Origin of the sequence: Anaerosporobacter mobilis DSM 15930 (genome assembly GCF_900142955.1) — a bacterium.
Lineage (GTDB): Bacteria > Bacillota > Clostridia > Lachnospirales > Lachnospiraceae > Anaerosporobacter > Anaerosporobacter mobilis.
Genome location: NZ_FRCP01000016.1, coordinates 15,427 through 39,734 on the forward strand (window position 1 = coordinate 15,427; position 24,308 = coordinate 39,734).

The window sequence follows — 24,308 nt, forward strand, 5'->3', positions numbered from 1 at the left end:
TTAGTAAAAACCAATAGTATTTAACAAGAAAATATGGTAAAATTACATGGGTAAGCAATTTTATAAGATGCTTACCCTTAAGTATGATGTGAAATATTAATAAATTTATAAAGTAATTATTTTGGATGTATCTTTATATACGTTTAGATAGATAATGATAAATGGGAGATAATCAACCCATTTAGATAGAGAGGTTTGAAAATGTTTATAATAGTAGGACTAGGAAATCCAACAAGAGAATATACTGCTACAAGGCATAATATTGGTTTTGATGCAATTACAAAAATAGCAGATGACTATGATATCTCTTTGGATATGAAAAAACATAAAGCAATTTGCGGAACAGGCTATATAGAAGGACAAAAGGTAATTCTTGCTCAGCCTCAGACATATATGAATCTGAGTGGAGAAAGTGTGCGTGAATTAGTTGATTTTTATAAAATTGATGTGGAGGAAGAATTAATTGTAATCTATGATGATATTAGTCTAGATGTAGGGCAATTAAGAATACGTACCAAAGGTAGTGCAGGTGGTCACAACGGAATTAAAAGTATCATCGCACATCTTGGAACACAAGAATTCCCACGTATTAAGGTGGGTGTTGGTGATAAACCAAAAGACTGGGATCTGGCTGATTATGTACTTGGCAGATTTAATAATGAAGAGCAACCTATTATGAGAGAAGCACTTGCACATGTTTCTGATGCATGTAAGAGTTTAATAACAGAAGATGTTACTAGTGCGATGAATAAGTATAATAAGAAGATATAGGTGGGATTAATCATGAAGACGTTCATGGAACCTTTAGAAGAACTAAAGGAATACAATAGTATTAGACAAGATCTTACACTGAAGGAGACACCAATCCATGTAGCAGGTTGTATTGATTCTCAGAAATGTCATTTGATCAGTGGACTTAGTAAGAATTATAAGTGGAAACTGATTGTAACGTATAATGACATAAAAGCGAAAGAAATCTATGAGGATTATAAGCTATACTCTAAGAATGTATGGCTATATCCTGCGAAAGACGTTATTTTCTATAGTGCAGATATTCGAGGAAATGCGATAGTAAAGGATCGTTTACATGTTCTTAAGCAACTGATTGAGGCAGAAGAAGCAACAATTATAACAACGATTGATGCAGGACTTGATCGTATTCTTCCCCTTGAGTATATTAAGAAAAGAATCTTGACTATAGATGTGGCTAAGACCCTTGATCTTGAAAAATTAAAAGTGGAGTTAGTACATCTAGGATATGAGAGATGTGGACAGGTTGGAGGTCCAGGTGAATTTGCCATACGTGGCGGAATTATCGATATATTTCCACTGACAGAAGAGTGTCCGTATCGTATTGAGTTATGGGATGACGAAGTTGACACGATTCGTATGTTTGATATCAGCAGCCAACGTTCTATAGAGAATGTGGAATCGGTAGCAATTTATCCTGCAGCTGAAATCATCTTAGACGAACAGGTTATGAGAGAGGGTGTACGAAAGTTAGATGAGGAAACGAAGGAGTATGTACATGCTCTACGTTCCCAGATGAAGACGGAAGAAGCCCATAGAATCAAACAAATTGTTGAAGAATTCAAGGAAAGTTTAGAAGCGTATAATGGTGCGATTGGTATTGATAGTTATATCAAATATTTCTATGATAATACGGTTTCTATGTTTGACTATTTTACAAATCAAGAATCGGTTATATACTTAGACGAACCAAATCGTTTGGTTGAAAAGGGTGAAGCAGTTGATCTAGAATTCCGAGAGAGTATGATTGGAAGAATAGAGAAGGGGTATATTCTACCTAGCCAGGTTGATGTAATCTTCCCATATAAGAGTATCATTGCTAAGTTTAACACGATGAGGTCAGTGTTACTTAGTACGATGGATTACAAGCTTACATCCTTTGTCAGTAAACGTAAGTACGACTTTAGTGTAAAATCAGTAAATCCATATAACAATAACTTTGATATCCTAGTTGAGGATCTTAAGAAATGGAAGAACAAGGGATATCGGGTAATTTTATTATCAAATTCTAGTACTAGGGCAAAAAGATTAAGTGAGGATTTGGTAGAGAATGAGTTAATTGCATTCTATAGCGAGGATTTAGACCGCATATTGAAGCCAGGTGAGATTATGGTAGCACGTGGCTATGTTCATCGTGGTTTTGAATATCCTTTAATAAAATTAGTTATAATCTCTGAAGGAGATATCTTTGGTGCCGAGAAGAAGAAGCGCCGTAAGAAGAAATCCTACGAAGGCAGTAAGATACAACATTTTAGTGATCTTAACGTTGGAGACTATGTTGTTCATGAAAATCATGGTCTTGGCATTTATCGAGGGATTGAAAAGATTGAAGTGGATCACGTCACGAAAGATTATATCAAGATTGAATATGCAGCAGGTGGTGTTTTATACATTCTGGCAACTGGTCTTGATGTAATTCAAAAATACGCAGGTGCAGAAGCTAAGAAGCCTAAGCTTAATAAGCTGAACTCTGTTGAATGGAAGAATACCAAGACAAAAGTAAAAGGTGCTGTTAAAGAAATAGCCAAAGAATTAGTTGAGTTGTATGCAAAGCGTCAAGAAAAGCAAGGGTACCAGTTTGGACCAGATACCGTATGGCAGCAGGAGTTTGAGGAGATGTTCCCATATGAGGAAACTGATGATCAGTTAACCGCTATTGAGGCGACGAAGACGGATATGGAAAGTAAGAAGATTATGGACCGTTTAATCTGTGGAGATGTTGGATATGGGAAAACGGAAGTTGCAATACGTGCAGCATTCAAGGCGGTATCTGATGGAAAACAAGTAGTCTTCTTAGTACCAACTACAATTCTAGCTCAACAACATTACAATACGTTCGTACAACGTATGATGGATTTCCCGATTAGTATTGATATGATGTCAAGATTTAAGAGTGCGACAGAACTTAAGAAGGTTGCAGATAAAGTGAAAAAAGGCAGCGTAGACATACTGATTGGTACGCATCGCGTATTATCAAAAGATGTGCAGTTTAAAGATCTGGGACTATTAATTGTAGACGAAGAGCAACGATTTGGGGTTACTCATAAAGAGAAGATTAAGCAGATGAAGAATGATGTCGATGTTCTTACTTTATCAGCTACGCCAATTCCAAGAACCATGCATATGAGTTTAATCGGTATTCGTGATATGAGTGTGTTAGAAGAACCACCTGTTGATCGTATGCCAATACAAACCTATGTCCTCGAGCATAATGAAGAGATTATTCGTGAAGCGATTAATCGTGAGTTAGCGAGAGGGGGACAGGTATACTATGTATATAACCGAGTCAATGGTATTGATGAAGTTGCTAACATGGTTGCTAAGTTAGTACCAGATGCAAATGTAGCATTTGCTCACGGGCAGATGAATGAGAGAGAACTTGAAAAAATCATGTTTGATTATATCAATGGAGATATTGATGTACTCGTCTCTACAACAATTATAGAAACAGGTCTTGATATCTCCAATGCCAATACAATGATTATTGATGAAGCAGATAAGCTTGGCTTATCCCAGCTATATCAGTTGCGTGGGCGTGTTGGTAGGTCGAATCGTACTTCTTATGCATTCCTTATGTACAAGAGGGATAAGATGCTTAAGGAAATTGCGGAGAAGAGATTACAAGCAATCAAAGAGTTTACAGAACTTGGTTCTGGATTTAAGATAGCCATGAGAGATCTAGAAATTCGTGGTGCTGGTAATCTGCTAGGGGCAAAACAACATGGTCATATGGAAGCAGTAGGATATGATTTATATTGTAAGATGCTCAATGACGCGGTAAAGGCATTGAAAGGTGAAACAAGTGAAGAAGATACATTCGACACATCGGTAGATTTAGATATTGATGCCTTCATTCCATCTACGTATATCAGAAATGAGTTCTTGAAACTTGAGATGTACAAACGTGTTGCTGAGATTGAGAATGAGAATGAATTCTTAGATATGCAAGATGAAATGATAGATCGTTTTGGTGATATACCGAATTCGGTTAATAACTTACTAAATATCGCTTTATTGAAAGCAATAGCACATAAATCGTTTGTGACACAGATTGTTCATAAGGACTTAGAAGTAAAAATCGTTATGTATAATAAAGCAAAGATCTCTGTACTAGGAATTCCTTCTGTAGTAGAGAATTTCAAACCGCAGTTAACTTTCGTACCAGATGCTAATCCATACTTTGTTTGGAAGATTAAAGAACGATCAAAGACAGGAAAAATCGACGTTGTTGCATTATTCGATGTATTAAAGAAAATCTTAATAGAATTACAGGGACTGATTGAAACGTAAAAAACTTGGGAGGAATAAGATTGAAAGAAAGCGTGTGCTTATGGAGGTAGAGATGAGAAACAGAAGAATGAAGTATCTTGGGATTATAGCTGTATTACTTATGCTTACATTCACAGCTTGCTCTGGAAAAAAAGATAATAAAACGAATGACAATACGAACAAAGAATTAAAGCAGTCTAATGTAACAGATTCTAATGAAGAGGATAACACTGAGCCTACAGTAAAAACTGATGCCACAATCTTGACGGTAGGTGATATTAAGGTTCCGTATAATGAAGTAATGGTATATGTGTTATTGTTAAAGGAATTGTATGAGCCTAATTTCACAAATGTAATTTGGGATTATAAGCTTGATACAGGTGCTACTTTTGGCCAAATGGCAAGAGAAGAAGTTTTGAATCAAATTATACAGTTAAAGATTATGACCATGGAGGCTCACAATTTTAATACTGTATTAACTGATGACGAATTAATAGAGATAGAAAATTATGCGAATGAATATCTTGCGGGTATTAAGGAAGAAGACCGGGAGAAATATGGAATCGATTATGATACGGTATTTAAGATTTGTAAGGATAATTTTTTATCAGAGAAAGTATTTGATGTAGCAACAATGGACGTGGACACCTCGATTTCTGATGAAGAAGCGAAACAAGTAACCGTATATCAAATCGAAGTCTCAACGGCTTCCAAAGATAAGAATGGAGAAGTAATCGCTTTATCAGATGAAGAGAAAGAGGCAGCTCTTAATAAAGCGAAGAAACTTCTAAAGAAAGTGAAAAAAGAAGAGGACTTTTATACATTCGCATTAAGCAATAGTGATGATTCACAAGTTGAATACACCATTGGTAGAGGTGATAAGAGCGATGAATATATTGACGCTGCATTCGCTTTAGAAGAAGGCAAGATCAGTAAGGTAATTGAAGACGAGTCAGGGTATTATATCTTGTATTGTGTAGATTCCTTTAATGAAGATGCAACTGCTCAAAAGAAAGAAGAAATTATCAGCCAAAGACAAGATGAAGCTTTTCAAAAGCTGTATAAAGAGTGGTTAGGTAATTATAAGGTTAAGATTAAACAAGAGATTTGGGATGAGATACAATTCTAATAAAACTTAAACAATAGAACTTGTTTGATGTAGAAAAAGGATATAGAAAAGGATATCGGATATGTCGTAAAGATGTATCCGATATCCTTTTTTGTTCATCTATAGAGGTGATACTTCTTAGTGCACACTCGTGGAATAAGGAATGAGAGGATAATTATTAAAATAAATTAAAAATATATTGACAGAATCTTCTAGTAATGGTATTATCGATATATCGGCAGGCGATATAACGATAATAGATATAACGAGCACAGATATAACAAGTTATGATATATCATTGTATACCGTGGGAACCTAGTGATGAAGGGAGGAATCATATGGCGAAATCCAACGAGCCATTAACAGAAAGTTATTTTTATATATTACTTTGCCTCTTTAACGGACCTAACCATGGTTATGCCATAATGCAAGAAACGGCCGCCTTGACAGACGACCGAGTCAAAATTGGTGCAGGTACAATGTATGGTGCATTTACCAATCTGTTAAAAAAAGAATACATCATTGAATATTCCGGTGAGGGGAATGAAGATAGACGTAAATTATATAAGTTAACAGATTTGGGTAAAGAAATTTTACAGGGAGAGGTTAGGCGATTAAACCAATTAACAAAGAATGCAGTAGAAGTAATGGGAACAATTCAGCCTAAATAAAAGGAGGATTAATAATGATTGAAATTAATAATTTAACGAAGATCTATAAGCTATCCAAGAAGCAAATGCAGGAACAAAAAACGAAAAAGAATATGAAAAAAGCAGCAGATCACATAACTTTAACTGCAAAGCCAGGGCAGATCTATGGCTTACTTGGACCAAATGGTGCTGGTAAAACAACAACACTCCGCTGTGTGGCTACGTTATTAAAGCCAACTGAGGGGGATATCAAAGTATGTGGTTTTGATACGGTGAAAGAAGGAGAGAAAGTTAGAGATAATATTGCTTTCTTAACAAATGAAATTAAGCTTGATCCTCATTTCTCGGCAAAGTATATGTTCCAATTCTTTGGACATTTACACGGAATGAATGATGCCGAGATTAATGAAAGAAGAGAAAAATTATTCAAGTACTTTGGTATTACAGAATTTCAAGATAAAAAAATAGAAGAATTGTCAACTGGTATGAAACAAAAAGCAGCCATTGCAGTAAGTTTGGTACATGATCCTAAAGTAGTAATTTTCGATGAGCCAACGAATGGTTTGGATATCGTAACTGCAAGAAGTGTTACAGATTACCTTAGGGTGTTACGAGATGAAGGTAAATTAGTTATTATCTCAACCCACATCTTATCCGATGCAGAAAAATTATGTGATAACATTGGTATCATTATCAAAGGTAAGAAGGTAATTGAGGGTACTTTACAAGAGATCCTTACTAAGACGAATACAAAAGATTTGGAAGATGCGTTCTTTGAATTATATAAAGAGTATAATATGGAGGAGGAATAGGAATGAGAGGAGCAAGAGAAATTATTAAAAAAGAGCTAAACCGTGTGTTTGGCGATAAGAAATTAATCTTTAGTTTATTCATATTACCAGTGGCACTTATGGTTGGTATGTTTTTCTTAATGGGAAACCTATCGGATAAGATGGAAAATGATGTTGACGCCCATGTTCCTAGTGTGTATATACAGAATGCACCAGAAGGGATTGAAGGAGTAATTGAAGCATCAGGCTTTCAAGGGGATATTACTTATCTGAAAGCAGGAGAAAATATTGACTCAATTAAAGATGAGATCTTGAATGGAAGTAAAGATCTATTAGTAAGTTTCGATGAAGGTTTCATGGATGCTATTAAGAATTACACAGAAGGAAGTGCAATACCTGAAGTTAAGACATATTATAATCCATCAGAAGAATACTCTTCTACAGCACGTACCAATTTCGTAGCAATGGTACTTGAACCAATGAAACAATCCTTACTTACAAATCGTATTGGTAACTTAGACAACATCACGATCTTCAATATTGATTTAAAAATCGAAGATTCCCAATTAGTAGATACGCAAAAAGCTTCTGGTAAAGCACTTGGTATGATGTTGCCTTACTTTATAACAATGCTTCTATTCGCGGGTGTTATGTCTATCGCAGTAGATGCAATTACTGGAGAAAAAGAAAGAGGAACACTTGCAAGCATGTTAGTTTCCCCTGTTAGGAGAGTTGATATTGTAGCTGGTAAATTAATCTCGATATCAATCCTATCATCGATATCAGCGATTATCTATGCGATTAGTATGGTTTTTGCTCTACCAAAAATGATGGGAGAAATGTCAAGTGAAATTAGTATCTCTTTATCACCAGTACAAATTATCCAATTGATAGTAATTATGTTATCACTTGTATTCTTATATGTAAGCGTAGTTTCAATTGTATCGGTATATGCTAAGAGCATGAAGGAAGCTAACACATATGTTACTCCAATGTATATCTTAGTAATCGTAGCTGGTATGATTACTATGTTTAGTGGAAATAATACACCTGATACGATGATGTTCGCGATTCCAGTATACGGAAGTGCATTATGTATCCAAAACATCATGGAAGGAGAATTATTAATGTCTCAGTTCCTACCAGCAATTGGTGGTACAGTTTTATTAGGAATTCTTATTACTGCAGGTATAGTTAAAGCGTTTAATAGTGAAAAGGTAATGTTTAATGCATAGAAGAAATATAAGGTTCCATGTTTCTTATGATGGAACGAGATATCTTGGGTGGCAACGCCTAGGTGGTAAACAAAGAGAGTTATCCATACAAGGATTTCTAGAGATGTGTTTATCGGAACTATTGGATGAGAATATTAAAATAATGGGCTCTGGCAGAACGGATGCTGGAGTCCATGCATTTTGTCAGGTAGCGAACTTTTATACCAATTCTAAACTTTCAATTAAGGAGATCACAAAAGCCCTTCTAGAACGTTTGCCGGAGGATGTTGTTATAAGTAATATGGAGCAGGTAACAGACGAATTCCATAGTCGTTATAGTGCGGTAAGCAAAGTATATGAATATTATATTGATAATGGTGAACGAGAAGAGGTATTTACAAGAAGATATGCCTATCATGTGGAACAGAAATTGGATGTAGAGAAGATGAAGGTAGCAGCCTCTTATCTAGTGGGGACACATGATTTTAGTTCGTTTTCTTCTGATCGTGGAAAGGAAGATACGATTCGAACCTTGTTTGCAGTAGATATTGAAGAAACGACATTCAAATCAAGTAAGGCAAGAAGTAGATATCAGAATTTAATAAGAATTCGCTTACATGGTGATGGTTTTTTATACAATATGGTGCGAATTGTTGTAGGGACATTGATTGAAGTGGGAATGGGTGAAAGAAAGGTTGATACAATTAAGGAAGCATTCGATTGTAAAGATCGTGGATTAGCTGGCATAACTGTTCCACCTCATGGATTGTTTTTGAAATCAGTAGAATATAAATGATAGATAAAAAAGGGACAATAACACAGGTTTAAGTGTTATTGTCCCTTTTGACTAATTAAGCTTCTAGACTTTCTTCTTCTGAAGGTACTTGATCAGATAAAGTTACTTCTACTTCAGCTTCTAAGTTGTCGTCAGTATCGATTGATTCGTCAGAGAAGTCAGATACTTCTGGCATAGTTAGAGTTACATAACCTCTTGTATCAGTTTCTGATTCGTCACTATCTTCTGTATCGTCATCTTCGATGTCATCAAAATCATCATCGAAATCATCGAAATCATCAGTTGAATCTTTGTTAACAACATTTTTAAAGAAATAGAATGCACCACCTACTAAAGCTGCTAAGGATAGTGTCCCAGCTATAAATTTACCAAATTTTTTCATGATACCGTCATCCTTTCTATTTAATATTATGACCCTATTTCAATATTATAATTCGAAAGCATATAAATGAAAAGAAAATTTTACTATAGAATGGATAAAAGTATTATAAAGTAGGTTGTGTAAGAGTAATAATAGATAATTAATATTAATATATATAAATCAATAAAGATATATTAACTTAATATTATATGAAGCATTATTATGTATAATCAACAAAATATAGATTAAAAACATGCCATTTTTTAAAAAATTAAGTAATATGTTATAAGAATAAATATGAATAGTACGATTAATTGACTATAATGCATATATCTGCTATAATTTTAATAGCTAATTTAACCTAATTAATTAGCTAAAATATAATGAAAAGGGGAAATATAATGAAAAAGAGATTAACAAAATGTTTGGCATTAACGCTAGCGGCAACTTTGGTAGTCACGTCAGTCAATTTATCAGGTTTAGCTCCTATAACATATGTGCAGGCAGCAGATGAGAAAATTGATGTTAGCAATCCTTATAGTTTTGATGTAAGCAGTACTTGGGATAATAACAGTGGTAAAGAGAATAACATTAGTTTAACGACAGATAGTATTCCAGCAGTTGGTACAACGCTTGCTATGGATGTCTTATTACCAGACAGTGGTAGTACACCTAATTTTTCTGGAGTTATGAAAGCAGTAGGTGTCCTTCGAGTTGGAGCTGATTGGAATTGGGTACAATCGAATACGATTCCTGAAATGCAGGCGGCTGATTTCACTGAGAAAGTAACAATAGCTGGTGAATCTTACTATAAGGTAGCTGTAAGTATTCCGTTTGAGGATACGGTAGGAGCAAACGATGTCAGCGGTTGGAATGAAAGTATGGCATTTGCAGATGCAGTAACTGATACGGTTAGTCAAGTAACGGTACAGTTCGCTGGATACCAATGTGATTATTCTGGTACGATTGCAATCGCCAATGCAAGACTTGAAAACGTTGAAGGAAATGGTGGTGTTCAGAGTGAAGTGGTAAAAGAATGGACATTCGATGATGGTATTGGTGGCTGGGAATATACAAACTGGGATTATCAATATAACGGAGAAACACCTACAACTGCACACGATAACGGAATGTTACGTGTAGATGTTGATTATAGTAAAGATAAAGGGTTCGACTATAGCAAGATTGCGATTAGAGAATGGGGAGATGTTGAACTAGTAGGTGTTAATAAAACTACCTTTGAGTTCTACTATGATCCAGCTAAATTAGATGGTAATTTTGCATTTGAGGAAACGATACAATATGATAATGGATCAAAATCAGCAGCGTCATCTTCCGCTACAGTTGATATAGAGAAGGCAGTAGATGTAGATGGTGGACTTAAGAAAGTTACAGTAGAACTTACCTTTGATCCGATTACACAAGACACTTGTTGTAATACAGTACTTTGCATAATTGGTAAGAATACTTCATATAAAGGTAGCCTATGGATTGACAATCTTAAGATGATTAAAGAAACTTCTGGTGCGGAAGATATTTATGTGGATTCATCATTAAAACCAGAGGATAAAACAAATGCTATTACAGTAGTAGATAATAAATTACAAACATCATCTAAAGAAGGTGCTATAGAAGAAACAAACATTGTAACAGATATCAAACTTGTAGATAAAGATGCCACAAAGCATACACAATCAATCTACGCTTATCTACAAGCAATGGGTGATTCTAGTAGCGTAATTTTTGGTCATGAGAACGATACTTGGCATAAAGCCGGAGCAGCAGCTAGTGGAAGTGCAATCACTACATCTGATACAAAAGATGTGACTGGTTCTATCGCTGGTATGATTGGTATTGATACATTGTCCTTAACAGGAGATGAATATAGTGCAAAGAGATATAATTCTGAAATTGGAGATGAAAATTTCCCATTAACATCAGAAGGAAATGTTCGCGCAGCCGCAGCATTAACTAACAAAAACATTGAAGAAGGTGCGATTATTACCATGTCTGCACATATGCCAAACTTTTCTTTAGTGAAAGAGAAAGCAGATTATGTAGAAGGTACTGATCCAACATATGCAAAATATGATTTTTCTGGTTACACACCAGGTACTTTAACTGGGGATGTTATGAATCAGATATTACCGGAAGGTAAGTACAACGAGATGTATAATGCATTTCTAGATATGATTGCAGAATATGCTAACAATGTTGATGGAACTATTTTATTCCGTCCATTCCATGAGAATACAGGAAGCTGGTTCTGGTGGGGAGCTGCATTCTGTGATGCAGCAACTTATAAGAGTGTATGGAAATATACAGTAGAATATCTCCGTGATGAAAAAGGTGTACATAATTTCTTATATGTATATGGACCAGGAAGCGAAGCAAATGATGTTGATGAGTATGGAGAAAGATATCCGGGAGATGACTATGTAGATATGGTTGGATTTGATATTTACAATGACAACCCAACTGAAACAAATGAAAGTACATGGTTCGTTGATTTTAAGAAAGCTCTAAAAATTGTTGAAGATTTTGGAACAGCACACGGAAAGCTAATAGCGGTAACGGAAACTGGAATACGTAATGAAGCTCAAAAAGGTGATAACCAGACAGCGCTTTTAAAGAAGGGTAACTTACACAAAGACTGGTACAATGCTTTGCTAAACGCTGTAGCAGATTCGAAAGCATCTTATTTCTTATTATGGGCAAACTTTGGTGAGAAGGATGGTTTTTATACTCCTTATGTAAAAGAGGTAAAAGAAGATGGTACACTGTATGGTCATGAATTATTAGATAATTTCATTGATTATTATAATGATGGAAGAAGTGTATTTGCAACAAATCAACAAACTATAGTAAGTGCAACTTCTAGTGCAATTAGTGTGAATGTATCACCAACTACAGATGCAGCAACAGGATATTTAGTATCCCCTGCTTCAAGATCTAGAATATTAGAAGCGGTTACTGTTGTAGCAAAAGTTAATGGTGCAACACAAGCAAATACAGTTAAAGTGGTATTTAATGGAAAAGGAATAAGCATTCCAGTTGTAGCTCAGTTGGATGGAAACTATTATAGAGCGCAATTAAGCGAAGAAGATTTGAAAAAGCTTGGAGAATATGTTGGAACTTTTGATCTATATCTGAATGATACAAAACTAGATTCCTTTCATGCGATTTATAATATTGCACCACCAGTAGAGGATCCATATGAAATTGATGGATTTGAAAACTACATGGGTGTTGATGCCTTATTAACTAACAAATGGACAACTAACAAAGCAACTGGAAGTAAAATCACTATATCTTTATCAAAAGAAAAAGAAAAAGTTTATGATGGCGAATATGCAATGAAATTCACATACGATGAAACTTCTGAGGGTTGGGCTGGCGCAACAATAACAAAAGAAGTTGATTGGTCAAACTGCGACGCATTACAGTTCTATACAATACCGGATGGAAAAAATCAAAAGATAGTTGTACAGATAACAGCAAACGGCAAAGTATATGAAACATATATGAATCTATATAATGAATATGTAGATAAGACTACACCGATGTTAGTTACGATTCCTTTCGCTGATTTCTGCGAAAGAGATGCAGCTGGAAATCCCAAGGGAGGCTTAACAGCAGATTCTAGTAAGGTAACCTCTTTTGGATTATGGGTTAATGCTATTGGAACTTCTTCTGCAGTTGTTGATGGTAGGGTAAGTGGTAGTATCTATTATGATAAGATTACAGCAATCAAGAGTGGTGCTACGAAAGCGATTTTTAAAGATTTAACAAAAACAGAAGAATCTACACCAAGTCCATCTGAACCAGAAGACGGTAAAGAGGAAGAGGTGAAACCAATCGAACAGGAAGCACTTCAAATTACTGGAGTTGGAAGTGAATTGACTTTCGGTAAATCAGCTTCTCTACAAGTTACAGGTGGAAGTGGAAGTGGAGCTGTCACATTTGCAGTGACTTCTGGTAGCAAATACGCAACAGTAGATGCAACAACTGGTCAAATCCAAACAACTGGGGTTGGAACAGTTACCGTTACTGCTACGAAAGCTGGGGATAGTAAATATAAAAAGGCAACAGCATCAATTACATTTAAGGTTGTAATGCCTAAGAAGAACACAACTATCACAGTTGGAACAAACAAATATAAAGTAGTAAGTACTACAAATAAGAAAGAAGTGTTAACTTTCTTAGGAAGTACGCAAAAGGACGTAACGAAGGTTACAATTCCTGCAACTGTTAAAATTGGAGATAAGAACTATAAGGTTACTTCAATTAATAAAAATGCATTTAAAGGAAATAAGAAACTAACAAGTGTAACAATTGGAAGGTATGTAGAAACAATTGGAGATAGTGCATTTGAAAGTTGTACTTCGTTAACTAAGATAACAATACCATCAAATGTGAAGACAATTGGTAACAAAGCATTCTATAAAGCAAGTAAACTTAAAACAATAACAATTAAATCTAAGAAACTCACTAAAGTTGGTTCTAGTGCATTCAAAGGAATCAATTCAAAGGCAAAAATTGTAGTTCCTTCTTCAAAACTTTCTGCTTATAAGAAGTTATTAAAAGGAAAAGGACAGGCGAAAACCGTTACTATTACAAAATAATATCTAAAAACTGGGGCTAAAGGTCATGTGTTTGTTGCTTACATGAAAAAACATGACTTTAGGGCCCGTAAACATGAGAAAGGCAACAAAGAAGCTAATAAAGTTTTCTTTGTTGCCTTTTGTATATCTATTATTTGCTATTGTCTTTGATATAATAGCGGTTTTATTTAAAGAGAAGTAGAAGAAATACTTGGTATGGACATAGCTGTATCAACTTCTTCAGTATAATTTACACCTGAAAGTTTGAAACCAAACATAGTGTAAAAGTCATCCCAGTAACCATCAATATCTGCAAGATCTTTTAAGTTATCAGTTGTGACCTTGTCCCAAGTTGCATTAATTTGCTCTTGTACTTTACTATCTAGTTCATAATCATCAAGGCGAAGATAACCATTCTTATCCACGTCGGGTTTTTCGATAAGTAATTTTTCTGTAAACATACGGTTGATTTGTTCGATACAACCTTCATGAGTGCCAAGTTCTTTTTGTACTTTATATAATAAGCTTATATAGAGCGGTACAACAGGAATAGCAGCGCTTGCTTGGGTTACTAAGGCCTTATTCACAGAGATATAAGCGTGAATACCACGTTGTTGGTATTCTTTGGTAATAAGATTAGCTGTTTTATGAAGATGTTCTTTGGCGTGGCCAATTGTTCCCTCTTTATAAATTGGGTAAGTTAGTTCAGGACCGATGTAGGAATAAGCAACCGTTATGGCGTTACCTTCAATCGCATCAGCGGCAACTAAAGCATCTATCCATTCAGCCCAGTCTTCACCACCCATGACTTTGATGGTAGATTCAATCTCTTCTTCCGTTGCAGTCGGTATAGAAGCTTCTTCAATTGTATTGTGACGTAAATCTAGAGATTTACTCACAAAGGTATCAGTAGTTGCCTTTAGTACAGATGAGAATACGGTACCATCAGCCATTGTTCTCCGAGGTGCTGCTAAGCTATAGATCACCATGTCTACTTTACCTAAATCACGTTTTATCTTTGCTATGGTTTCGTCTTTGATTTCTCTAGAGAAGGCATCGCCATTAATTGTTTGAGCATACAAACCATCATTTGCTGCGAAGGATTCAAAAGCAGCAGTATTATACCAACCTGCGGTGGCGGTTCTATTACCAGATGCTTCTTTTTCATACATTACACCGATGGTAGAAGCCTGGTATGTATATGCAAGTGAAATTCGAGTTGCTAATCCATACCCAGTGGAACTGCCAATAATAAGGGCCTTCTTAGGTGAAATAGCCGAATGTGAAGACAATTTTTTTTGTTGAACTTTTGCGTAAGCAATTTGATTTGCAACATTTACTCTACAACCTGTTGGGTGAGCAGTAGTACAGATGAATCCACGTACTTTTGGTTCTATAATCATAGTATATACCTCATCTTTCCGTCGAAAGTTTGAAAATCAAACTAATTATAACATACTATGTGTGAAGAGTCAAAACTACTGGCTGACTATTGAATACCAACAGACTGTATCTACCCAGAGCTAGAGGGGAAAGGAATAATACCTTTACTTTACAAAGTATATAGAATCAGATATATTATAGATAGTGCTGTTATGGCAATAATCAGTTGTGTGCAGGGGGGAGAAAAGTGAACATAGGATTATTTACAGAAACGTACTATCCGGAAATTAATGGTGTGGCTACATCATGCTTTATGCTAAAGACGGAGCTTGAGAAGATGGGACATAATGTTTATGTTTTTACAACAAAGACACCGAGTGAGCCTGAGTTTGAGCACAATGTATTCCGAGTACCAAGTGTGCCATTCATTTTTTTAAGTGACCGTAGAGTCGGATTATTCTATCATCCTAAATTAGCATCTACAATTAAAAAGTTAGAATTAGACCTGATTCACACGAATACGGAGTTCTCACTTGGTATCTTCGGTAGAATTATGGCAAAGGAATTGAACATACCAGTCGTCCACACGTATCATACGATATATGAAGATTATTCGCATTATATTATGAAGATTAAGCGTTTGGATAAACGAACTAAATCAGCAATTCGCTATCTTACAAGGAGATGCTGTAACTCGGCAAGTAGAGTTATTGTACCCACGGAAAAGGTTAAGGAATTGTTACGTACTTATCATGTCTATAGTAATATTGAGGTTATACCTACGGGAATTAAACTTGATAAATTCCGAAAAGATCGCTTTAGTTTTGAAGAGGTTAGTGAACTAAGGAGACATTATGGAATCCAAGAAGAGGAAAAGACTATTGTATATGTAGGTAGAATATCGAAGGAAAAGAATATCGAAGAAATATTGAGAGCAATGCCTGTGTATATGAAACAACATGAGGAGGTTAAGTTCATTATTGTTGGTGGAGGACCGGATAAGGAAAGACTCATGTTAATAGCAAGGGAGCTAGGAATTGAGAAGAGGGTAATATTCGTAGGAGAGCAGCCTTGGGATAGCATTGGTAAATACTATCAATTAGGCGATGTGTTCGTTAGTGCTTCACAAAGTGAAACGCAAGGGCTTACTTATATAGAAGCAATGGCAGCGGGGTTGCCAGTTGTTGCTAAGAAAGATGCCTGCCTTGATGCGATTCTTATCGATGGTTATAATGGATTTGGTTTTGTAGTGCAGAAGGATTTATATGATGGATTAGATCGTATTCTTTATTATAATTCTGATAGCTGTAGTGGGAATTTATATTCTAACAATGCGTTATCTATTGTAAAGTCATATTCAACAGAAGAATTTGCTAAGAATATTCTTCGTGTATATAATGAAGTAGCAGATGAAAGAGAACTTCAAGAGGAATTTTTATAAGAAGGAGTTTTGAGTAGTATGGAAAGTAGAAAAGAGTTAGCAATGCAGTTATTTAAAGAAGGTTATAATTGTTCACAGGCTGTATTTGCTGCATATTGTGATCTGTATAATATGGATCAGGAGACAGCACTTAAGGTATCTAGTTCCTTTGGTGGTGGAATGGGAAGAATGAGAGAGGTATGTGGCGCTGTTTCTGGAATGTTTTTAATAGCAGGCTTAGAAACTGGAAGTGTTGATGGAAAGGATCAAGAAGGAAAAAAACATAACTACGATGTAGTTCAACAATTAGCAGAAGAATATAAGAAAGAGAACGGTTCTATAATTTGCCGTGAACTTCTTGGACTTGATAAGAAGACAGATACAACACAGACAAAACCAGAAGCAAGAACAGAAGAATATTATAAGAAACGACCTTGTGTAGAGTTGGTAGGACAAGCGGCTGAAATCTTAGAACGAGTATTATTAAACAAAGAGACAGTGCAAGAATAGATTTTATGATAAGTTTTAAGGAGCTGGTGCGAGAATGCAATTAATTCAGAGGCAGCTCCTTCTTATAATATAAGGAGGAAAGATTATGAATACAAGGTTTCATAAAGTTAAGGAACAAGAAGAAATCAACGTGGTTGCAGAGCTTGGTACTAAGATTTGGCACGAACATTATTCATCGATTTTAGAACCTGCTCAAATTGATTATATGGTGGATAAATTCCAATCTGCTAATGCTGTTGCTTTGCAGATAAATGATCAAGGGTACGAGTATTATCTAATAAAAGATGAAGACTCTGTAGTAGGATATATTGGGCTAGTGATGGAAACAGATAGAATTTTTCTTAGCAAGTTATACATAGCTAAGGAAGCAAGAGGAAAAGGCCTTGCATCAAAGGCCTTTTCATTCATAACAGAACTTGCAACATCAAACAAAAAGCAAGCAATTTGGCTAACAGTTAACCGATATAACAGTGGTTCCATTGCTGTTTATGAGAAAAAAGGATTTATAAAAGTTAGAGAACAAGTTTCCGATATCGGGAACGGGTATGTGATGGACGATTATGTGATGGAGATGGCAGTATAGGTATTTGTGTAATCTTCAATGATGATAGAGGATTAATCGGAATGAATCACAATATCTTTGATTTGTTCGAGGGTAGTTTCAAGGTGCTCATTCTTTTCTAATTTGGATCTTTCTAACAGTATAAGAGTGGAACGAACTTGTTTAATCGCAGTCGATACGTTGTTTTGAGCATCTGTTATCTTCGATTTTACACTAATACTTGAGAAGATATCATCGAAGAAATAGTCAGCGAATGTTGTAAAAGATCCAATGTCAATTGATATAGAGATGTTCATGCTTACATCAGCCAATTCAGTGTGAAAGGCACGAAGCTCTCTTTGTGCTTTGGCTAAAGAGGAACGAGCGTCGTCAATCTTAGAGTGTTTGGCAATATCAGTAATGAGTCCTCCACCGAAGATGTCAAATGTACCCCAGTTAGAGGCGCTTTTAAGATGGTCATATGCCTGATTAAGAGAAACGCCCACACGCTCGCCAGCACGAATTGCTTCCTCTAATTCCTTTTTCTGAGAGATAGCAGTATCTACATCACTTTGTAAACCTAAGAGTAGTTCTTTGGTATTAGGGTTAGGTGGATTATTGCTAATTAGCTCCTTCAATCTATCTTGAAAGAGTTGGTCGTAATTTCTTTGGCAATCGTAGTAGAGGGATTGCTCTTTTTGCAGATTTTGAATATCTAGTTGAAGGCGTTCCAGTTCTTGCTTTTTGAAATCAAGTTGTAGTTCTGCTTCGTGTCGTTCTTGCATTTCCTTTTTAAGTTGGGAATCATAGTTGCCACGAATTCTATGATACAAAGATTGTACACTCTTACCCGTAAGTTGTTCAACATCTTTGGCTTCTTTTTGAAGTGCTTGTTCATTGGTAAGAATTTCTTCTGAAAGAATATTTAATTTTGAGGTTAGGTCGTTGATTTGGTCTTCGTATTGATGGAATAGTTGTATGCCATCTTTTTGCTTTTGAAGTTTGTCAAAGAATGAAACTGTCATAATTGTATGTTTCCTTTCCAATTTTTTTGATTAGATAATCGCAATGCTTTCTATATTTATCTATTTGCTTTGCTTGTTAGTTTTCTTCATGGAAAAATTGTACCTTGATTATCAAGGAGTGTAAAGCTAGATTTGATTATAAGTTAATTAAAGAAATTTTAAGAATGAAAATATTCCATATTGACAATGCTAATGCACATGATATAATGAAAGACAGCAAAAGTTCTATTATATAGAACGAAATAAAATGAATACCATCAACACAATGACGAGACGAGTACGATATGGAATAATGCAGAGAGAGATATGTATGCTGCGAATATCTTATTATGAAATATCCGAAAACTAACTCTGAGTGACCCCAATCCGGTCCGGTGATTCCGTTATAATCGATACCTATAATAATGTTAATATTCCGTTGACATAGATCGTAGGTAGAATGAAGTGGGTACAGTTTACTACTTGTACCAATTAGGGTGGAACCGCGAGAATGACTCGTCCCTTTCGATTTACATTGTGAATCGGAAGGGGCTTTTTTTATGTAATAACTGAGAAGGACGGAAGGCAAAACTCAGATGAGTTTATCGAGGCTTCTTAGTTAACGTACTATGACACGAAACACGCTTCGTACCTAAGGACTTCTAGCGTGTGTCTGGTAGGTGTAGTAAATGGTACGGAATCGCCTTCGATTCGGCCATCCTGCCTCAGCTCAGGCTGGCTCGGCGTCCATGCCTCGCCTTCCTAGGTGACTCAGTACACACTAAGAAGTGATAAGGTACTTCGCTATCGTTTTTTAGTCATAGTACGTTAGCTAAGAAGCGGGGGAAAGTAGTGAGAGTTTTGCCTTCCTGGTTATTAAAGTAGTCAATTAATGCGTAAGGCGATAATGTCATTATTATTAATAGGTCCATTAGGTAGGTATACAACTTTAGAGAAAGCTATAATAGAAGTTGCTAACTAGGTTACACAATGTATAGAAATAATAATAATTAAATAAATTTTGATGATAAGAAAGGATTAATACGATGAAAATAACACTAAAAGATGGCTCTGTTAAAGAGTATGAAAGTGCAATGTCTGTTATTGATATTGCTAAAGATATTAGCGAAGGTCTTGCTAGAATGGCATGTGCTGGTGAAGTTAACGGTGAGGTTGTAGATCTTAGAACGATTGTAGATTCTGATTGCGAATTAAGTATCTTAACATTTAACGATGAAGCTGGTAAAGATGCATATAGACATACAGCTTCTCATGTACTTGCACAAGCAGTTAAGAGATTATATCCAGAAGCAAAACTTGCGATAGGACCTTCCATCGATACCGGATTCTATTACGATTTCGATATGGAATCTCTAGACCGTGCAGCACTTGATGAATTAGAAAAAGAGATGAAAAAAATCATCAAAGAAGGTGCTGAATTAGAGAAGTTCACGCTTCCAAGAGAAGAAGCGATCAAATTCATGGAAGAAAAAGGTGAATCATATAAGGTTGAACTAATTGAAGATTTACCAGAAGACGAAGAGATTTCCTTCTATAAACAAGGTGATTTCGTAGACTTGTGTTGCGGACCTCACTTAATAAGTACAAAAGCATTAAAGGCGATTAAGTTAATCTCATCTTCAGGTGCTTACTGGAGAGGTAGCGAGAAGAACAAGATGTTAGTAAGAGTATATGGTACTGCATTTACTAAGAATGCAGATTTAGATGCATATATGCAACACCTTGAAGAAATCAAGAAACGTGACCATAACAAATTAGGTCGTGAGATGGAATTATTTGCAACAGTAGATGTTATCGGTCAAGGTCTTCCACTTCTTATGCCAAAGGGTGCTAAGATGATTCAGACTCTACAAAGATGGATTGAAGATGTAGAAGAAAAACGTGGTTACATGCGTACGAAGACTCCTTTAATGGCTAAGAAGGACTTGTATGTAATCTCTGATCACTGGGGACACTATAAAGAAGGTATGTTCGTACTTGGTGATGAAGAAGATGAGAATTCAGAAGTTTTCGCACTTCGTCCAATGACCTGTCCGTTCCAATATTATGTATATAAACAAAGCCAAAAGAGCTACAGAGATCTACCATGTCGTTATGGTGAAACTTCAACATTATTCAGAAATGAAGATTCAGGTGAAATGCACGGACTTACTCGTGTAAGACAGTTTACTATCTCAGAAGGTCACTTAATTGTAACTCCTGAGCAAGTTGAAGAAGAATTCGCTGGTTGTCTTGATCTTGCAAGATACTGCTTACAAACACTTGGATTGGAAGAGGATGTAACATATCGTCTATCAAAATGGGATCCAAACAACAAAGAGAAATATCTTGGTGATACAGAACATTGGGATAAGACTCAAAACAAGATGAGAGAAATCTTAGATCACCTAGGTGTTACTTATACAGAAGAAGAAGGCGAAGCTGCTTTCTATGGTCCAAAACTTGATATCCAAGCAAAGAATGTATACGGTAAAGAAGATACTATGATTACAATCCAATTAGACTTCGCATTAGCGGAAAGATTCGATATGTTCTATATCGATAAAAACGGCGAGAAGAAACGTCCGTTCATCATTCACAGAACTTCACTAGGATGCTATGAAAGAACACTTGCTTGGTTAATTGAAAAGTACGCTGGTTTATTCCCAACTTGGTTATGCCCAGAACAAGTAAGAATTCTTCCGATATCTGACAAATACCATGACTATGCGAATAAAGTTAAAGCACAGTTACAAGAGAATGGTGTAATGGTTACCGTTGATGAAAGAGCAGAAAAGATCGGTTACAAGATTCGTGAAACAAGACTTGACCGTGTTCCTTATATGTTAGTTGTAGGACAAAAGGAAGAAGAAGAAGGTTTAGTATCAGTAAGAAGCCGTTTCCTTGGTGACGAAGGTCAGAAACCAGTTGCTACATTTATTGATGAAATCTGTAAAGAAATCAGAACGAAAGAAATTCGTAAGATTGAAGTACAGGAAGAAGAGAATAATAAAAAAGGTAAATAAATCTATTATATAGAAGGGCGGATTCCATTGTAGAAGCGTTCATAACAAAAAATAGCAGATTAATATAGTAGAATATAAAGGAAAAAGCATTTTGACTCAAGGGCCAAAATGTTTTTCCATGTAAGATGGAGGAAATATTGTGGCCGATTACACAAACGAAATAAAGAAAAGAAGAACGTTTGCAATCATCTCTCACCCCGATGCAGGTAAGACGACATTAACAGAAAAATTATTATTATACGGGGGTGCAATTAACCTTGCAGGATCCGTTAAAGGAAAGAAAACGGCAAAGCATGCAGTATCTGACTGGATGGAAATCGAGAAACAAAGAGGTATCTCAGTTACTTCTTCAGTAATGCAGTTTAACTATGATGGATATTGTATCAATATCCTTGATACCCCAGGGCATCAGGACTTCTCGGAAGATACGTATCGTACTTTAATGGCAGCAGATTCTGCAGTCATGGTTATCGATGCCTCTAAGGGTGTTGAGGCACAGACAAAGAAATTATTCAAAGTATGTACGATGCGCGGAATACCAATCTTCACATTCATTAACAAGATGGACCGTGAAGCCAATGACACATTCGAATTATTAGATGAGATTGAGAATGTACTTGGTATTCAGACATGTCCAGTTAACTGGCCAATCGGTTGTGGTAAGAACTTTAAGGGTGTATATGATCGTAACACGAATACCATTACAAAGTTTACGGCAGCCAACAACGGACAAAAAGCAGTAGACAGAGTAGAAGTAGAACTGGGTAGCGAAGAATTAGATTCTCTAATTGGAACAGAATTACATGAAAAATTATCAGAAGAAATTGAGCTTCTTGATGGAGCAAGTAGTGAATTTGACATTGAACAAGTACGTGCAGGTAAATTAACGCCAGTATTCTTTGGTTCAGCACTTACAAACTTTGGTGTTGAGACATTCTTACAACATTTTCTTGAGATGACAACTTCGCCACTTCCTCGTAAAGCACATGAAGGAATTGTTGATCCACTTAAAGAAGATTTCTCAGCATTCGTATTCAAGATTCAAGCGAATATGAACAAAGCACATCGTGACCGTATCGCATTCATGAGAATTTGCTCTGGTAAATTCGAAGCAGGTATGGAAGTAAACCATGTACAAGGTGGTAAGAAAATGAAATTATTGCAACCACAACAGATGATGGCGCAAGAGAGAAAAATCGTTGAAGAAGCATATGCAGGGGATATCATTGGTGTATTTGATCCAGGTATCTTCTCAATTGGCGATACTATTTGTATGCCAAATATGAAAGTTGAATATGAAGGGATTCCAACGTTCGCACCAGAACATTTTGCTAGAGTACGTCAGATGGATACTATGAAGAGAAAACAATTTATTAAAGGTATTTCACAGATTGCGCAAGAAGGTGCGATTCAGATCTTCCAAGAATTCAATACTGGTATGGAAGAAATCATCGTAGGTGTTGTAGGTGTTCTCCAATTTGATGTACTTAAGTTCAGACTTGAATCAGAATATGGTGTAGATATTCGTCTTGAGCCACTTCCATATGAGCACATTCGTTGGATAGAAAACAAAGATATCGATGTAGCGAAGTTAAGTGTAACTTCTGATACGAAGAAGATCAAAGACTTAAAAGATAATTCACTTCTTATATTTACACATAGCTGGAGTATCAATACAGTATTAGATCGTAATGAAGGTCTTGTATTATCTGAATTCGGACGTTCGTAAGTTTGAGCTACCATCTGAGTTCGAAGCTATATATGATACTATAATGGTAAATAATGTTGTAAAAAAGATATTAATATTACTTGACAAATGTTTGTTTCTTATGTTACAATTAGAAAGCTGTGAACAAACGCAGAAGAAATTCGGAAGGGTTTGAAGAAACAGAGAAGCAGAGTATCCACTCTCACCTTAGCACAAACGTGTGACTTGGGTTATTATTTCAAGGTAATTTAGTAGAAGATACTGAATATAGATTGAACTTGAAAACGTGGATAGATTTGCTATCTACGTTTTTTTTATATGAAATTAACTATTTGTTGAGACAAACCTATGGAGGTGTATAGTTATTAGCGATTTAATGATTAATGAGCAAATCAGAGACAAAGAAGTTCGTCTTATTGGCGAAGATGGAGAACAACTAGGAGTTGTAGCTACTAAAGATGCTATGAAATTAGCAAAGGAAGCAAATCTAGATTTAGTAAAGATTGCTCCGACAGCGAAACCACCTGTTTGCAAAATTATTGATTATGGTAAATACAGATATGAATTAGCTAGAAAAGAAAAAGAAGCTAAGAAGAAACAAAAAGTAACAGATGTTAAAGAGATACGTTTATCACCAAACATTGATGAAAATGACCTTAACACAAAGGCAAACCAAGCAAGAAAATTCATCACAAAAGGTGACAAAGTTAAAGTATCGTTACGTTTCCGTGGTAGAGAAATGGCGCATATGAGTACAAGTAGACAAATACTTGATTCTTTCTACAAATGTCTTGAAGATGTAGCAGTAGTTGAAAAACCTGCTAAGTTAGAAGGAAGAAGTATGATTATGTACTTAACTGAAAAACGTCAATAGTAGAAGATGATATACTTGA

17 protein-coding genes and 1 other annotated feature are annotated in these 24,308 nt (G+C 35.7%); of the genes, 14 read left to right on the plus strand and 3 right to left on the minus strand.

Going from position 1 to position 24,308, the window contains the following annotated elements; all coding sequences use genetic code 11:
• Positions 1 to 201: 201 nt before the first annotated feature.
• The 7 genes from pth (at position 202) to truA (ending at position 8,858) form a co-directional block, all read left to right on the plus strand.
• The gene (pth, locus tag BUB90_RS15480) at positions 202 to 771 is read left to right on the plus strand and encodes an aminoacyl-tRNA hydrolase (RefSeq protein WP_073289347.1); all 570 of its coding nucleotides are present in this window, start codon (positions 202 to 204) and stop codon (positions 769 to 771) included.
• 24 nt (positions 772 to 795) lie between these two features.
• Positions 796 to 4,320: a transcription-repair coupling factor gene (gene mfd / locus BUB90_RS15485; protein ID WP_170865519.1), complete on the plus strand. Its 3,525-nt coding sequence runs from the start codon at positions 796 to 798 to the stop codon at positions 4,318 to 4,320.
• A gap of 52 nt (positions 4,321 to 4,372) precedes the next feature.
• On the plus strand, positions 4,373 to 5,428 hold the full coding sequence (locus BUB90_RS15490; protein ID WP_170865512.1) for a peptidylprolyl isomerase: 1,056 nt from the start codon (positions 4,373 to 4,375) through the stop codon (positions 5,426 to 5,428).
• A gap of 317 nt (positions 5,429 to 5,745) precedes the next feature.
• A complete protein-coding gene (locus BUB90_RS15495; RefSeq protein ID WP_073289350.1) occupies positions 5,746 to 6,078 on the plus strand; it encodes a PadR family transcriptional regulator in 333 nt (110 codons plus the stop codon).
• A 14-nt stretch (positions 6,079 to 6,092) separates the two neighbouring features.
• The gene (locus BUB90_RS15500; protein WP_073289351.1) at positions 6,093 to 6,869 is read left to right on the plus strand and encodes an ABC transporter ATP-binding protein; all 777 of its coding nucleotides are present in this window, start codon (positions 6,093 to 6,095) and stop codon (positions 6,867 to 6,869) included.
• A gap of 2 nt (positions 6,870 to 6,871) precedes the next feature.
• Positions 6,872 to 8,083, plus strand: coding sequence for an ABC transporter permease (locus BUB90_RS15505; RefSeq protein ID WP_073289352.1), 1,212 nt, complete (start codon positions 6,872 to 6,874; stop codon positions 8,081 to 8,083).
• On the plus strand, positions 8,076 to 8,858 hold the full coding sequence (truA, locus tag BUB90_RS15510; RefSeq protein ID WP_073289353.1) for a tRNA pseudouridine(38-40) synthase TruA: 783 nt from the start codon (positions 8,076 to 8,078) through the stop codon (positions 8,856 to 8,858). The genes BUB90_RS15505 and truA overlap by 8 nt, the downstream gene beginning before the upstream one ends.
• A 55-nt stretch (positions 8,859 to 8,913) precedes the next feature.
• On the opposite strand, the gene BUB90_RS15515 is transcribed toward truA, so the two are convergent.
• A complete protein-coding gene (locus BUB90_RS15515) occupies positions 8,914 to 9,240 on the minus strand; it encodes a hypothetical protein (RefSeq protein ID WP_073289354.1) in 327 nt (108 codons plus the stop codon).
• A gap of 380 nt (positions 9,241 to 9,620) precedes the next feature.
• Here BUB90_RS15515 and BUB90_RS15520 point away from each other — a divergent pair, with 380 nt between their 5' ends.
• Positions 9,621 to 13,844: a glycosyl hydrolase gene (locus BUB90_RS15520; RefSeq protein ID WP_073289355.1), complete on the plus strand. Its 4,224-nt coding sequence runs from the start codon at positions 9,621 to 9,623 to the stop codon at positions 13,842 to 13,844.
• 167 nt (positions 13,845 to 14,011) lie between these two features.
• Here the strand turns inward: BUB90_RS15520 and fabV are convergent, their stop codons facing one another.
• Positions 14,012 to 15,226: an enoyl-ACP reductase FabV gene (fabV, locus tag BUB90_RS15525; protein ID WP_073289356.1), complete on the minus strand. Its 1,215-nt coding sequence runs from the start codon at positions 15,224 to 15,226 to the stop codon at positions 14,012 to 14,014.
• A gap of 227 nt (positions 15,227 to 15,453) precedes the next feature.
• Here fabV and BUB90_RS15530 point away from each other — a divergent pair, with 227 nt between their 5' ends.
• The 3 genes from BUB90_RS15530 (at position 15,454) to BUB90_RS15540 (ending at position 17,719) form a co-directional block, all read left to right on the plus strand.
• Entirely contained in the window at positions 15,454 to 16,647 is a 1,194-nt protein-coding gene (locus tag BUB90_RS15530; RefSeq protein WP_073289357.1) for a glycosyltransferase family 4 protein, read from the plus strand.
• Between the two features lie 18 nt (positions 16,648 to 16,665).
• Positions 16,666 to 17,136 (plus strand): C-GCAxxG-C-C family protein, encoded by a 471-nt coding sequence (locus BUB90_RS15535; protein ID WP_073289358.1) that lies wholly within the window; start codon positions 16,666 to 16,668, stop codon positions 17,134 to 17,136.
• 85 nt (positions 17,137 to 17,221) lie between these two features.
• Positions 17,222 to 17,719 carry a GNAT family N-acetyltransferase gene (locus BUB90_RS15540; protein WP_073289359.1) on the plus strand — a complete coding sequence of 166 codons (498 nt, stop codon included), beginning with the start codon at positions 17,222 to 17,224 and terminating at the stop codon, positions 17,717 to 17,719.
• A 32-nt stretch (positions 17,720 to 17,751) separates the two neighbouring features.
• On the opposite strand, the gene BUB90_RS15545 is transcribed toward BUB90_RS15540, so the two are convergent.
• Entirely contained in the window at positions 17,752 to 18,702 is a 951-nt protein-coding gene (locus tag BUB90_RS15545; RefSeq protein WP_073289360.1) for a hypothetical protein, read from the minus strand.
• A 256-nt stretch (positions 18,703 to 18,958) separates the two neighbouring features.
• Positions 18,959 to 19,208 (plus strand) — a binding site (T-box leader).
• A 519-nt stretch (positions 19,209 to 19,727) separates the two neighbouring features.
• On the opposite strand from BUB90_RS15545, the gene thrS reads away from it, so the two are divergent.
• The 3 genes from thrS (at position 19,728) to infC (ending at position 24,289) form a co-directional block, all read left to right on the plus strand.
• A complete protein-coding gene (gene thrS / locus BUB90_RS15550; protein WP_073289361.1) occupies positions 19,728 to 21,707 on the plus strand; it encodes a threonine--tRNA ligase in 1,980 nt (659 codons plus the stop codon).
• Between the two features lie 139 nt (positions 21,708 to 21,846).
• Positions 21,847 to 23,436: a peptide chain release factor 3 gene (locus BUB90_RS15555; protein ID WP_073289362.1), complete on the plus strand. Its 1,590-nt coding sequence runs from the start codon at positions 21,847 to 21,849 to the stop codon at positions 23,434 to 23,436.
• A 355-nt stretch (positions 23,437 to 23,791) separates the two neighbouring features.
• Positions 23,792 to 24,289 (plus strand): translation initiation factor IF-3, encoded by a 498-nt coding sequence (gene infC, locus BUB90_RS15560; RefSeq protein ID WP_073289363.1) that lies wholly within the window; start codon positions 23,792 to 23,794, stop codon positions 24,287 to 24,289.
• Positions 24,290 to 24,308: the final 19 nt, after the last annotated feature.

What these genes read in the sequence shown, in the direction of transcription:
- BUB90_RS15540 (WP_073289359.1), top strand. Translation starts at nt 17,222, where the DNA reads ATGAATACAAGGTTTCATAAAGTTAAGGAACAAGAAGAAATCAACGTG.
- BUB90_RS15490 (WP_170865512.1), top strand. Translation starts at nt 4,373, where the DNA reads ATGAGAAACAGAAGAATGAAGTATCTTGGGATTATAGCTGTATTACTT.
- fabV (WP_073289356.1), bottom strand. Translation starts at nt 15,226, where the DNA reads ATGATTATAGAACCAAAAGTACGTGGATTCATCTGTACTACTGCTCAC.
- BUB90_RS15495 (WP_073289350.1), top strand. Translation starts at nt 5,746, where the DNA reads ATGGCGAAATCCAACGAGCCATTAACAGAAAGTTATTTTTATATATTA.
- thrS (WP_073289361.1), top strand. Translation starts at nt 19,728, where the DNA reads ATGAAAATAACACTAAAAGATGGCTCTGTTAAAGAGTATGAAAGTGCA.
- BUB90_RS15535 (WP_073289358.1), top strand. Translation starts at nt 16,666, where the DNA reads ATGGAAAGTAGAAAAGAGTTAGCAATGCAGTTATTTAAAGAAGGTTAT.
- BUB90_RS15505 (WP_073289352.1), top strand. Translation starts at nt 6,872, where the DNA reads ATGAGAGGAGCAAGAGAAATTATTAAAAAAGAGCTAAACCGTGTGTTT.
- mfd (WP_170865519.1), top strand. Translation starts at nt 796, where the DNA reads ATGGAACCTTTAGAAGAACTAAAGGAATACAATAGTATTAGACAAGAT.
- BUB90_RS15515 (WP_073289354.1), bottom strand. Translation starts at nt 9,240, where the DNA reads ATGAAAAAATTTGGTAAATTTATAGCTGGGACACTATCCTTAGCAGCT.
- BUB90_RS15545 (WP_073289360.1), bottom strand. Translation starts at nt 18,702, where the DNA reads ATGACAGTTTCATTCTTTGACAAACTTCAAAAGCAAAAAGATGGCATA.
- truA (WP_073289353.1), top strand. Translation starts at nt 8,076, where the DNA reads ATGCATAGAAGAAATATAAGGTTCCATGTTTCTTATGATGGAACGAGA.
- pth (WP_073289347.1), top strand. Translation starts at nt 202, where the DNA reads ATGTTTATAATAGTAGGACTAGGAAATCCAACAAGAGAATATACTGCT.
- infC (WP_073289363.1), top strand. Translation starts at nt 23,792, where the DNA reads ATGATTAATGAGCAAATCAGAGACAAAGAAGTTCGTCTTATTGGCGAA.
- BUB90_RS15500 (WP_073289351.1), top strand. Translation starts at nt 6,093, where the DNA reads ATGATTGAAATTAATAATTTAACGAAGATCTATAAGCTATCCAAGAAG.
- BUB90_RS15520 (WP_073289355.1), top strand. Translation starts at nt 9,621, where the DNA reads ATGAAAAAGAGATTAACAAAATGTTTGGCATTAACGCTAGCGGCAACT.